General features: G+C 61.8%; 8 protein-coding genes and 2 tRNA genes. 8 read left to right on the plus strand and 2 right to left on the minus strand.

What is annotated here, in order from left to right; all coding sequences use genetic code 11:
* Positions 1-3 precede the first annotated feature (3 nt).
* Positions 4-1,284 carry a macrolide 2'-phosphotransferase gene (locus N7568_RS12045; RefSeq protein ID WP_261610068.1) on the minus strand — a complete coding sequence of 427 codons (1,281 nt, stop codon included), beginning with the start codon at positions 1,282-1,284 and terminating at the stop codon, positions 4-6.
* A gap of 172 nt (positions 1,285-1,456) precedes the next feature.
* Here N7568_RS12045 and nudC point away from each other — a divergent pair, with 172 nt between their 5' ends.
* From nudC to N7568_RS12060, 3 genes are read left to right on the plus strand one after another with little or no spacing between them, the layout of a single operon-like run.
* A complete protein-coding gene (nudC, locus tag N7568_RS12050; RefSeq protein ID WP_261610069.1) occupies positions 1,457-2,446 on the plus strand; it encodes an NAD(+) diphosphatase in 990 nt (329 codons plus the stop codon).
* A complete protein-coding gene (locus N7568_RS12055) occupies positions 2,443-4,575 on the plus strand; it encodes an ATP-dependent DNA helicase UvrD2 (RefSeq protein ID WP_261610070.1) in 2,133 nt (710 codons plus the stop codon). Before nudC ends, N7568_RS12055 begins: the two co-directional genes overlap by 4 nt.
* Entirely contained in the window at positions 4,575-5,225 is a 651-nt protein-coding gene (locus tag N7568_RS12060; protein WP_261610071.1) for a M48 metallopeptidase family protein, read from the plus strand. The genes N7568_RS12055 and N7568_RS12060 overlap by 1 nt, the downstream gene beginning before the upstream one ends.
* A 47-nt stretch (positions 5,226-5,272) precedes the next feature.
* Here the strand turns inward: N7568_RS12060 and N7568_RS12065 are convergent, their stop codons facing one another.
* Entirely contained in the window at positions 5,273-6,724 is a 1,452-nt protein-coding gene (locus N7568_RS12065) for a zinc-dependent metalloprotease (protein ID WP_261610072.1), read from the minus strand.
* Between the two features lie 210 nt (positions 6,725-6,934).
* Between N7568_RS12065 and N7568_RS12070 the strand changes: the two genes are divergently transcribed.
* The 5 genes from N7568_RS12070 to N7568_RS12090 all read left to right on the plus strand — a co-directional run bounded on the left by N7568_RS12070 (position 6,935) and on the right by N7568_RS12090 (position 12,651).
* Positions 6,935-8,071 (plus strand): YlbL family protein, encoded by a 1,137-nt coding sequence (locus N7568_RS12070; protein WP_261610073.1) that lies wholly within the window; start codon positions 6,935-6,937, stop codon positions 8,069-8,071.
* Positions 8,072-8,197: 126 nt separating this feature from the next.
* Complete coding sequence (locus N7568_RS12075; RefSeq protein WP_261610074.1) at positions 8,198-11,188, plus strand: UPF0182 family membrane protein; 2,991 nt, start codon at positions 8,198-8,200, stop codon at positions 11,186-11,188.
* A 135-nt stretch (positions 11,189-11,323) separates the two neighbouring features.
* Positions 11,324-11,397 (plus strand) — tRNA-Met (locus tag N7568_RS12080).
* A 261-nt stretch (positions 11,398-11,658) separates the two neighbouring features.
* A tRNA-Met gene (locus N7568_RS12085) sits at positions 11,659-11,732 on the plus strand.
* A gap of 121 nt (positions 11,733-11,853) precedes the next feature.
* Entirely contained in the window at positions 11,854-12,651 is a 798-nt protein-coding gene (locus N7568_RS12090; protein ID WP_261610075.1) for a GntR family transcriptional regulator, read from the plus strand.
* Positions 12,652-12,655: the final 4 nt, after the last annotated feature.

The raw sequence follows: 12,655 nt of genomic DNA on the forward strand, positions 1-12,655 counted from the left end.
AGCCTAAGATCTCTCGGCCGCGTGAAGTGGCGTCACGTTGACCACACTGATGGCCGCAGTGGACGTGTCGTCAGGGATGGTCATGGCAGGGGAGTCACCGTCCGTGGCTTGGGTAGGCCCTTCGGGTTCTTTGGCATCGGCGGCCGATTCCGGTTCGCCGATTCCGTTTGGGGTTGACTCAACTGGCTGTTCAGGCGCGGCCGAAACCGTCTCCGCAGCGGCAGGCAGGGGAGCCACCGTGACTGATGACCCGGCGTCGGGAATTGCCATGACGCTGACGGGTGGCTGCTGGCCGGCCGGAGCTTCCGAAGCCTGTAGCCGGGCTGCCTCTTCTTCGGCAGCGTGCGCCGCCTCTTCTTCGTCGCGTCGGGCCTGCTCGTCGATGTCGTCCGACAGTGTCTGGAGCATGGACTCAGCCTCCGCCGTCATGCTCTGGTGCCCGGCCGCCATGGCCTTGACCAAATACTGGGCCAGGGCGAATTCGGCCAGTAGAGCGGCACGGCGGAGCAGGTGGACGTCGGGGGTTTCCCGGCGTGCCTCGGTGTAGTGGTTCAGGACAGCCTGAACGAACGAAGCCTCGTTGGATGCCACAAGCCAAGCGAAGTCGTCGGCTGGATCGCCGATCCGGAGATCGGTCCACCCAGTCAGGGCAGTCACCGAGTCGTCCTGCACCATGAGGTTGTCTTCATGGAGATCCCCATGAACCACCGAGGTGTTGAACCGCCAGAGGGCGACGTCTTCGAGGGCGTGTTCCCAGCGGCGAAGGAGGGTAGCCGGTATTTTGCCGGTGGTTGCGGCTTGGTCCAGCTCGTTGAGCTTGCGCTGCCGGAACTCATTTGCTGAGTAGCTTGGCAGGTCAGCGTTTGTCACGAGGGACAACGGGAGGTCGTGAATGGCGGCAAGGGCTGAGCCGATCTCCCGGGCCAAGGCAGGGCTGCCCGCGGAGAGCTCTTCGATGGAGAGCATTGAACCTTGCATGTGGGCGTAGACAAACGTGGTGAGGGCACCTTGGCGCACCGTGCCGGCGATCGTGGGCACGTGGAAGGGCAGCTCGGCACGGATGGCCGGTACGAAGGCACGCAGCACCATGAACTCCGTTTCCAACCGTGTGCTGGCTTCCGGATGGCGCGGCGAACGGACACGCCAGCGTTTGCCTTCCGAGTCGAGCAACAACGCCGAGTCGAAGTCTGCGTCATCGTCGGGGGAAAAGGCTGTAGCCGTCGGCGCCAGGCCAGGCACCGCCGCGGTTGCTATGGCGGCCAGTTCGAGCGGTGTTCTTCTCACCTTCTCCACGGTAGATTGAGTGAGGCCTGTGGCCATGATGCAGTGCGGCGAGTCTTCAGATCCACCGCAAAACAAGGCAATAATGGCTGCCCTGTCGGCCCGAGGGCGATGCATCCACAAGGCGGGACCATGCCAAATGTTTTTTGTCGGTACGAGTCAGTACGGTAGATACATGAGCAATACGGAGTCACCGGCGCTGGCCAACCACCTGATGGACACCGTTCTTCCAGTGCGCCCCGCCATGGTGGATCGGGGCTCGGGGGTTCGGATGAAGCCCGGCATGGTTGAGGACCTCATCGCCTCGGGCACGGCAAAGGCCATGGTGATCTCCCAGCGCAAGGCGCTGGTGAGCGCGGATGGGCTGTGGTTCGGGGACGCCGCTCCGTTGTGGAAGGCCCTCACCACGGGAGACACTGATACCGCTGCGGCCATTTACCTGGGCACCACCCTCGGCCCCTCCTCCTTGCTTGAAGGTACGTCCGTTCTGCTCTTCACCGTTGCTGAACCTCCGGCACCGGGCACCGCCACGGTGCCTGCAGACGCCCACTGGGCCGGCTTCCGGGAAGTCGCGGGTCGGCTGGATGCCAACGACACCGCCCTTTTCATCGAGGCAAGCGCGATCTCCAACTGGCACGCAACCCACACGCACTGCCCGCAGTGCGGAAATCCCACGGACGTCGAAGCCGGGGGCTGGGTTCGGCGGTGTCCCAAGGACAATTCAGAGCACTACCCCCGGACGGACCCCGCGATTATTGTCACGGTGGTAGGACCGGACGGCCGGCTTCTCTTGGGCGGCGGCGGTCCCGCGGACGCCAGGAACTACTCCACGCTTGCAGGTTTCGTTGAGCCCGGTGAGTCCTTGGAGCAAGCAGTTGTCCGTGAAATAGGGGAAGAAGTGGGCGTCCGTGTGACGGCCTGCCAGTATCTCGGTTCGCAGTCGTGGCCGTTTCCTGCCTCCCTCATGCTGGGGTTCACCGCCACCACCGATGACACTGTTGCCCGGCCTGACGGCGTCGAAGTCACACGGGCGCGCTGGTTCAGCCGCGAGGAATTGCAGCAGGCCGTCTCCAACGGCGAGATCACCATCTCCACGCGCCTGTCCATCGCGCGTTCACTGATTGAGCACTGGTACGGCGGCTTCATCGAAGACCTCCAGCCGTGACGGAGGACATTTTCGACGCCGGAGGGTCACTCGAGGACCGTATCCTCGGCGGTTTGGATGAAGAGCAGCGTGAAGTAGCCAGTACCCTGACGGGCCCCATGTGTGTCCTCGCGGGGGCCGGTACGGGCAAGACCCGTGCCATCACACACCGCATCGCGTACGGGGTTCACTCCGGCGTCTACAGCCCGCAACGGCTGCTGGCCGTGACGTTTACCGCGCGGGCGGCAGCGGAAATGCGCAGCAGGCTTCGTGATCTTGGTGTCGCCAACGTTCAAGCGCGCACCTTCCACGCTGCCGCACTAAGGCAATTGCAGTTCTTCTGGCCCCAGGCAATTGGCGGGACATTGCCAAATCTCCTGGACCACAAGGCCAACATGATCGCTGAAGCCTCCCGCAGGCTCCGCCTAAGCACGGACCGCGCATCCATCAGGGACTTGGCCGCTGAAATTGAATGGGCGAAGGTGTCAATGCTGACACCGGCCAACTACCTTGAGAACGCCCAGGACCGGGGAACGCCTGGCGGCTTTGACCTGACGGCGGTGTCCCGTGTTTTCCAGGCCTATGAGGACATCAAGACCGACCGCAACGTCATCGACTTCGAGGACGTCCTCCTGATCACCGTGGGTATCCTCCAGGAGGACCCGAAAGTGGCCGCTACGGTCCGGGAACAGTACCGGCATTTCGTGGTGGATGAGTACCAGGACGTATCGCCGCTGCAACAGCGGCTGTTGGATTTGTGGCTCGGGGGCCGAAACGAGTTGTGTGTGGTTGGCGATGCCAGCCAGACCATCTATTCCTTCACTGGTGCTTCACCCAAGCATTTGCTGGGGTTCAAAGCACAGTTCCCGGGAGCAACTGTCGTGAAGCTCATCCGTGACTATCGGTCCACCCCGCAAGTGGTGAAGCTGGCCAACGAACTCCTCGGGTCCCGCAGGAGTGGTGGTCCTGTTGCAGATGCCGCATGGGCGCCGCCCCTCCAGCTCGTTGCGCAGCGGCCCTCCGGTCCTGAGCCGCGCTTCATGGAGTGCCCGGATGACGAGGCCGAGGCAGCCGTGGTGGCCGGCAGGATTCAGGAATTGCTCAGCGCCGGTGTGAAGGCCAGTGAAATTGCCATACTGTTCCGCACCAACGGTCAGTCCGAGGCCTATGAGCAGGCTCTCGCTTCAGCCGGTATCGGCTACCAGCTGCGAGGTGGCGAACGGTTCTTCGCCCGGAAGGAAGTCCGGGATGCCATTCTCCAGCTGCGGGCCGCAACCCGCGCCGTGGCTGAGGGACCCCAAGAAGCACTGGGGCAGATCGTTCGGGATATTGTCGCTTCGCTTGGATATACGGATGCCGCACCGCACAGCGGGGGAGCGCTCCGCGAGAGGTGGGAATCGTTGGCTGCCTTGGTGGCCTTGGCCGATGAACTCGCCGTCAGCCGTGGCGAGTCCTTCACCTTGGCTGAGTTCGTCAACGAGCTCCAGGAACGCTCGGTGGCACAGCACGCACCTACCGTCCAGGGCGTGACCCTGGCTTCCCTGCATGCCGCGAAGGGCCTCGAATGGGATGCTGTCTTCCTGGTGGGCCTCAGCGAAGGCCTCATGCCCATCTCCTTCGCTGATACGCCGGAGGACGTGGATGAAGAACGCCGCTTGCTCTATGTAGGAATCACCCGGGCACGGGAACACCTGTGTCTTTCGTGGTCCACCGCCCGAACTCCGGGCGGCCGGGCCAACCGCAAGCCCTCGCGCTTTTTGGACGGACTTCGACCCAATTCGGTGGCCTCCGCAAGCGCTCGGAGCAAGACAGGCCCCACTCGCCGCAAAGCTGCGGTGCCGGCGTCGTGCAGGGTGTGCGGAAGCATGCTGGCCAGTGGAGCCGAGCGCAAGGTGGGGCGTTGCAACCAGTGCCCACCGTCGTATGAGGAACAAACCTTTGATGCGCTGAGGCAGTGGCGCAAGGATGAAGCGAAGTCGGCCGATGTCCCTGCGTATGTTGTCTTCACGGACGCTACGCTCACGGCCATCGCCGAGGCCAAACCGTCGACGCTTGAGGAACTGGCCGGCTTGGCGGGTATCGGCCCGTCCAAACTTGAGCGCTACGGCGAAGCAGTCCTGGCAGTTCTCACCGAGAGCACTGAACTCTGATGGCGCCCCGAACTGCAGCTGACCGTGAGATTCCGCTCGTTACCGACGACGGCGCTCCTGTCGTGGTGCGCCGCTCGGCACGGCGTCGAAGGACTGTTGCTGCTTTTTGGGAGGACGGCAACGCCGTAGTGGCTATCCCGGCCAGCTTCACTAAGTCGCAGGAGCGGGAATGGGTCCGACGCATGCTTGCGAAACTGAAGAAGCAGGGCGAGCATCGGTCGGGGCAAGGAAGGCGCCGTCCCGCCACAGACGAAGTACTCGCTGAGCATGCCGCGCACCTTTCGCGGACATACCTGGGCGGGCGGGCTGTTCCGACGTCGGTGCGTTGGGTCAGCAACCAGAACTCGCGGTGGGGTTCGGCTACGCCGGCGGACGGCACCATCAGGCTTTCACACAAGCTTCAGCCCATGCCGCAGTGGGTCATCGACTACGTTCTCGTGCACGAACTCGCGCACCTGCTGGTAGCAGGTCACAATGCCGAGTTCTGGAGGTTGGTCGAGGCTTATCCCGAAACGCAGCGGGCCAAGGCCTTCTTGGAAGGCGTTGCTTTTGCCACGTCCCGGGGTCTTCCCGTAGATGCAGTGTCCAGCGATCATGCGCCCTCCACTGCGGACCTGACTGATGAGGGCGACAAGCGATTGACACAGTAATGGCCGCCATCCGGGATGGCGGCCATTGCCGTGGTTGTCACAACCGCTTACTTGGCAGGCGACTCCGGATCTGTGTCGTCCGATGGAGTTTCGTCGCTGGACCCGTCCTCCGCGGAAGCGCCGGAATCTGAGGCTTCAGCACCGGTTTGGTCGGTGTCGTAGCCGCCGCTCAGCAGCTTCTGGAGGGCGTCATCAACTTCGCTGTCACTGGCTTCGGCGAGCCGCCGGCGTTCGGAGAAGCCTTTGGGGTCGTCGAGGTCGGCACCGGTCGGCAGCAGATCCGGGTGGTGCCAGATCGCATCGCGGCCTGCGATGCCGCGCTCTTCCTTCAAAGTTGCCCACAACGTTGCAGCCTCCCGGAGTCTGCGGGGCCGCAGTTCCAGTCCGACGAGGGAGGAGAAGGCGTGCTCGGCCGGTCCGCCCGTGGCGCGGCGACGACGAACAGTCTCGCGGAGCGCTGTCGCCGACGGCAGGACTTTGTCGGTAGCTTCTGCTGTGAGCTCGTCCACCCAACCCTCGACGAGCGCGAGTGCGGTTTCGAGCTTTTCCAATGCGGCGGTCTGAACCGGGGTTCGTTCCGGCGTGAAGACTCCTTGGGACAAGGCTTCCTGGATTCCCTCAGGGTTGCTGGGATCCAGGTCCCGGGCCAGGTCTTCAATGCGGGACATGTCAATGTGGATGCCGCGGGCGTACGCCTCAATGGCACCCAGCAAATGGCCACGCAACCAAGGGACCTGGACGAACAGCCTGGCATGGGCGGCTTCGCGGACGGCCAGGAACAGCCGGACATCGTTTTCGGGCAGACTGAGGCCCTCCCCAAATTTGGCCACATTGGCCGGCAGGAGTGCCATTTCCAAGTCGGCCAAGGGGACGCCGATGTCAGTGGAACTGACAACCTCCGCTGAAAGAGCACCAATTGCTTGTCCGAGTTGCATGCCGAAGATCGCGCCGCCCATGTTTTGGAGCATGGACGAGGCGCCGCCCATCATGGACTTCATTTCCTCGGGCATCTGCTGGGTGAGAGCGTTGGACAGCGCGTTGGCGATGCTGTTCGCCACGGGTTCGGTCAGGCGCTTCCACGTACCCAGGGTTGCTTCAACCCACTCGGCCCGAGACCATGCCCGGCCAATGAGGCCGGTAGCCGAGAGATCAGTGACGGGATCCAGCCATAGTTCTGCGAGCCTGAGAGCTTCGTCAATCTCTTTGGCCTGTTGGGCGTTGACTGAGGGATCGCTGCCGGCCGCTGCGACCCGACGGGCATTCTCGTGGGCAAGCTGCCAGTTGACAGGGCCTTCGGAGGTGGAGCTCATCATGGCCTGGACCTGCGCGAACATCTGCTGCAGCAGTTGGGGATCGTTGGGCAGGCCTGCGGCCTTGGCCAGCTCGGCGGGATCGATGTTGCCCATGCCCTGGCCACCCATGAGGTTCTGCAGCATTTCTGCCAAGGGATCCTTGGGTGTTTCGTCGTTGTTGGACGGGTCGTTGGGGTTGGATGTCATGGTGCCGCCGATCGTCGAACTGGCTGGTGATCTCTTTCACCGTACCCCGCAGCCGGTATGCTGTCTGCCCGGATGCGGCGTCGTTCGCTGTAGGCAAAGCAGTCCCGCAACGTCGGACCGCGTAGTGTTGATGTTTGGTATGTGCCGCCGTCGTCTTCGGTGGCAGAAGCCATGGAACCGGTCATGCAGTACCGGCATAGAGAGGCCTCAATGCTTACTTCGCCCAGCCCCGAGGGCTCATTGGACCCGCGTCAAACGCCCGACGCCGATCCCTCCTCCGTGCCTCCGGCACCTCCCCGAGACAACAGGTACATGATCATGGTGATCTCGGGCCTGCTGGCGCTGGGCCTGGGTATTGGAGCAGCAGCCCTGCCGGTCCCGTACGTCATCGAGTCAGCAGGACCCACGTTTAATACTTTGGGCAAGGACGGCGATAAGCCGGTTATCAGCATTTCCGGCCGCGAGTCATTTCCAGCCAACGGCAACCTGGACCTCACCACCGTCGTCATGACCGGCGGCCCGAAGAGCCCGGCCACCATTTTTGATGTTTCTCGAGCTTGGTTGGACAGTTCCAAGGCCATTTACCCGGAGGAACTTATTTATCCCAAGGGCACTACCGCGGAGCAGACGGTGCAAGAGGGCGAGATTGCCATGGAGACTTCGCAGGAGAATGCCCTCGCCGCAGCGTTGCGGGAGATGGACATTCCCTTCGAGCAGCGGCTGACCGTGGCGGGCCTGTCGGACCCGTCACCTTCGGCCGGGAAGATCCAGGAGGGTGATCTCCTGAAGTCCATCAACGGCAAGGCGATTACCTCCATGAGCGTGATCCAGGCCGAATTGGCTGCGGGGGCCGGGGCGCCGGCCGTTGTCGATGTGAGCAGAAATGGCACTCCAGTGACGGAGACGGTCACCCCCACAAAGAATTCGGCTGACCGGTATGTGTTGGGTGTGCTGTTGGCCAGCGACTTCACCTTCCCGTTCGACGTCAGCATTTCCTTGGAGAATGTGGGCGGACCGAGTGCTGGAATGATGTTCGCCTTGGGAATCATCGATAACCTCACTCCGGGGGACATGACTGGTGGCAAACACGTGGCGGGTACCGGCACCATTACTGCCGACGGAGCGGTTGGCCCCATCGGTGGCATCGCGCAGAAGATGATCGGCGCCCGGCAACAGGGGGCAACCATGTTCCTCGCTCCTGCAGCCAATTGCGCAGATGTTGCGGGCCATGTTCCGGACGGATTGCAGGTTGTTAAAGTCGAAACCCTGGCCGATGCCACATCCGCTGTGGAACGGCTCGGTTCCGGTCAAGACACGGCGGGCCTTCCCACCTGCACAAACAACTAGACTGGCGGTGGAACTTAGCTCCACTGCCACTCGTGGCATATATGACGGCCTCCGCCATATTCCAGCGGCGGAGAATGTCAATCACTCGCACACCGACTGTTCACTGACACCAATGAGGTACAGAGTTTGTCCCGTCCCGCCAGCTCCAACCCGCCCGGAAGATCACCGCTGAGACGAGGTGCCTTAACGCCGACGCTCATTGTCGTGGCAGTGGCCGTCGTCGGGTTCATTTTCTTCGCCAATGTGTGGACTGACGTCCTGTGGTACCAGCAGCTTGGTTTCTTCGAAGTTTATATCCGTGAAAACCTCGCCAGGATCATCACTTTCCTGGTCGGTTTCGCCATGATGTTCGCGGCCGTTTTCTTCGCCATCAGGATCGCCTACCGTTCCCGACCCGTCTACGCTCCTGACGCCGAGTCGCGGGACAACCTCAACCGGTACCAAGCGCAGCTCGAGCCTGTTCGCCGGGTTGTCATGATCGGCCTTCCTGTTCTGTTCGGGCTTTTCGCCGGCAGCGCAGCGGCCAGCCAGTGGCAGAAGGCCTTGTTGTTCTTCAACCAGGAACCATTCGGCCAGACGGACCCGCTCTTCAACCTCGACATCAGCTTCTACCTGATGACGCTGCCCTTCCTGGGTTTCGTCACCGGATTCCTGATCAGCATCGCCGTTGTGGCCGGCATCGCCGGTATCCTCACGCACTATCTGTACGGCAGTATCCGCCTGATGGAACGTGGCATCTTTACCAGCCGCGCAGCCCAGATCCACATCGCCGTCACCGGCGCCCTTTTCCTGATCCTGCTGGGTATCAATTTCTGGCTTGACAGGTACACCACGGTGCAGAGCAACTCTGGCCGCTGGGCGGGCGCCCTGTATACGGACGTCAATGCCGTTGTGCCCACCAAGGCCATCCTTGCCGTCGCCGCCATCCTTGTTGCCATTCTGTTCATCATTGCCGCGATCATCGGCCGCTGGCGCCTCCCGGTCATCGGGACCGCGATGCTGGTAATTACGGCCATCCTGGCTGGCGGTGTTTACCCATGGGTTATCCAGCAGTTCCAGGTGCGCCCCTCGGAAAACACCTTGGAGAAGGACTTTATCGACCGCAACATCAAGATGACACGGGCCGCTTATGGCTTGGATCAAATTGATGTGTCGGCCTATAACGCCACCACCACAGCCACAACGGGCGCACTTGCTGCAGACGCCCAGACCACGGCGAACATTCGCCTTCTGGACCCGAACCTGATTTCTTCCGCGTTCGCCCAGTTGGAGCAATACCGCCCGTATTACCAGTTCCCGCAGACCCTGAATGTTGACCGTTACATGGTTGATGGCAAGGTCCAGGACACGGTGATTGCTGTCCGCGAGCTCAACCCGGATGGCCTGAGCGCCAACCAGCAGACATGGGTTAACCGCCACATTGTGTACACCCACGGTTATGGTGTGGTCGCAGCCAAAGGCAACAAGTTTACGGCCGACGGCAAACCGGAGTTCCTGCAGTCGGGCATCCCGTCCAATGGTGTCCTCGGCAACGACACCACGTATGAGCCCCGCATCTACTTCGGTGAGAACTCGCCCGAGTACTCCATCGTGGGTGCACCGGACGGAGCCCCGAACCGTGAGCAGGACCGGCCTGCGGGCCGGGAAGGCGGCGGAGAGACGCAGTACACGTTCAGCGGCAATGGCGGACCCAACGTTGGCAACTGGCTCAATCGGATCCTTTACTCCATTAAGTTCCAGTCTTCGGACCTGTTGCTGTCCGACGGTGTCAACGCTGAGTCCCAGATTCTGTATGAACGCAATCCGCGTGAACGCGTCGAGAAGCTGGCTCCGTACCTGACTGTTGACGGCAACGCGTACCCGGCAGTTGTTGACGGACGTGTGAAGTGGATTGTTGACGGCTACACCACCAGCCAGTACTTCCCGTACTCCCAGCCGCAGCAGTTGCAAAACGCCACTGCGGACTCGCAGACCAGCGCTGGCCGCACCGTTGCCCTGCCGAACAGCTCAGTCAACTACATCCGTAACTCCGTCAAGGCCACAGTGGATGCCTACGACGGCTCCGTAAATCTGTATGCCTGGGATGATCAGGACCCCATCCTGAAGGCATGGCAGAAGGTCTTCCCGACGGTCATCAAGCCCTACTCCGAGATGTCCGGCGACCTCATGAGCCACGTCCGGTACCCGGAGGACCTCTTCAAGGTCCAGCGCGAACTCCTCGGCCGGTACCACGTGACGGACCCGGACAGCTTCTACCAGAACAACGATGCTTGGAGTGTGCCGAACGATCCCACCGTTTCGGAAGCCGTCAAGCAGCCGCCGTTCTACATGTCCTTGCAGATGCCTGACCAGGAGAAGCCGGCGTTCCAACTGACGTCGTCGTTTATTCCCCAGACGGTTAACGGCAGTGCGAGGAACATCCTGTACGGATTCCTTGCCGCTGACTCGGACGCAGGAAACGTGAAGGGCGTCAAGGGGGAGAGTTACGGAAAGCTCCGGCTTCTGGAGCTCCCAACCGATACCCAGGTCCCTGGGCCCGGGCAGGCCCAGAACAAGTTCAACTCCGATCCCACCGTGTCCCAGGCCCTCAACCTTCTGCGACAGGGTGCGTCCGACGTCTTGAACGGCAACCTGCTGACCCTTCCTGTTGGAGGCGGTCTGCTCTACGTACAGCCGGTCTACCTGAAGTCCACCGGTGAGACGTCGTACCCAACGCTGCAGCGCGTGCTTGTGGCGTTCGGTGACAAGATCGGCTTTGCCCCCACGCTGGATGAAGCACTTGATCAGCTGTTCGGTGGCAACTCCGGTGCCACGGCCGGCGACGCGGACAACAACGGTCAGACGCCCACGGCACCTCCGGGTACCACCACACCGCCCGCCGGGCCAACCGACGCCAAGGCTGACCTGAAGGCGGCCCTGGAGGAAGCCAACAAGGCCATCCAGGATGGCCAGGCTGCTTTGGCCAAGGGTGACTTCGCCGGATACGGTGCCCAGCAGACCAAACTGTCTGAAGCATTGAAGAAGGCTCTCGACGCCGAAACGCGCCTGGGTGCCACACCAACCGCGACGCCGGAAGCTACTCCGAGCGCGACTCCCTCGCCCTCGCCGAGCAGCTGACAGCCGTCTGTGATTGACAGAGCCGGTGCCCGCTCCGATTTGGGGTGGGTGCCGGCTCTTTTTGCCGGGGGAGATGCACATCACGTAGCCAGGATTTGGTCTCCCATTCACCGGACGGTAATGTTGTTCTTGCGACGCGGGGTGGAGCAGTTCGGTAGCTCGCTGGGCTCATAACCCAGAGGTCACAGGTTCAAATCCTGTCCCCGCAACTGGAGAAAAGGTCCGGATCAGTAATTACTGATCCGGACCTTTTGTTTTCCCATTGTTTTCGACGTCCGCTCTATTCCCGTGGGCCTCTGCCTCGACGCCCTTCGCTTACCCGAACCGCTGGAGTGTCTGCGCCGGGCATACCCGCCGTGCCAATCAGTGCGGGCTGTGTCAGTGATTCAGGGGCTAAGAGTGATCTGCGGCACCATTGGACCGGAATGGTCGGAACCACCCTGTTGGGTGCGGTAGAGTTGATTTTGCGACGCGGGGTGGAGCAGTTCGGTAGCTCGCTGGGCTCATAACCCAGAGGTCACAGGTTCAAATCCTGTCCCCGCAACTGGAAGGAAGATCCGGATCAGTAATTACTGATCCGGATCTTTTGTTTAACTGGTCGCTCAGACACCAGTGCTAGCATCAGATCCGGATTTGATGTGGCAAGAAATGGATGGGACGGCCCGATGGTCAACGAAGACTACAACTCCGGCCGCAACCGTGAGGTACTTCAGAGGGATGGCCCAGTGGCCGTTTACCAGCAGGTAGCTGACGTTCTAACGGACCAGGTCAGCCGGCTTGAGCCAGGATCCCGGATACCTACTGAAGAGTCCCTGATGGATGAGTACGGCATCAGCCGTACCACCGTCCGGAAGGCGATAGAGACGCTCGTCGTGAAGGGCCTGTTGGTCCGCAGGCAGGGGAAGGGCACATTCGTGATGGCCCAGCGTCCCGTCAGGATGCTGAACCGCCTGGCGCCGTTCATGGAGACGTTCACAGCCGCCGGCATGAAAACGGTGAAGGGCCTTATCGAATACAAGTGGATGGAGAAGGACAAGTCAGTGCCGGCGAAGCTGGTCTCTGATGACAACCTTGTCCTTGTGATCCGCCGATCGTATTCAAGTGCGGGCTGGCCCTATGCCATCGCAGAGATCTTTATCCCTTCGCACATCGGCCGACACATCAGCTTGGCGGACGCCGAACGGAACTCCATTTACCAGGTGATCCAGGACAGGACGCTGAAGCCCCTTCAGAGGGCGGAAATTACCGTTACCATGCATGCGCCGCCGGAGCACCTTGCCGACGCCCTGAACGTTCGGGGGTTCGCCATGGTGCCGCGGCTGGAGCGGACAACGTTGGGTCCCCATGGAGAGGTTCTGGAGTGCACGGTGACCTATTTCCACCCGAAGGGTTTCGAAATTCGGGCTGAAGTGGCCACCGACGTCAGTCCCGGCCATGATTCGCCAGTGCCCTCCGCGGGTTAGGTGA

Source organism: Paenarthrobacter aurescens (genome assembly GCF_025421775.1).
In the GTDB taxonomy this organism is placed as follows: Bacteria; Actinomycetota; Actinomycetes; order Actinomycetales; family Micrococcaceae; genus Arthrobacter; species Arthrobacter aurescens_B.

Coding starts and splice junctions, on each gene's coding strand:
- N7568_RS12065 (WP_261610072.1), bottom strand. CDS start 6,724: ATGACATCCAACCCCAACGACCCGTCCAACAACGACGAAACACCCAAG.
- N7568_RS12090 (WP_261610075.1), top strand. CDS start 11,854: ATGGTCAACGAAGACTACAACTCCGGCCGCAACCGTGAGGTACTTCAG.
- N7568_RS12070 (WP_261610073.1), top strand. CDS start 6,935: ATGCTTACTTCGCCCAGCCCCGAGGGCTCATTGGACCCGCGTCAAACG.
- N7568_RS12060 (WP_261610071.1), top strand. CDS start 4,575: ATGGCGCCCCGAACTGCAGCTGACCGTGAGATTCCGCTCGTTACCGAC.
- nudC (WP_261610069.1), top strand. CDS start 1,457: ATGAGCAATACGGAGTCACCGGCGCTGGCCAACCACCTGATGGACACC.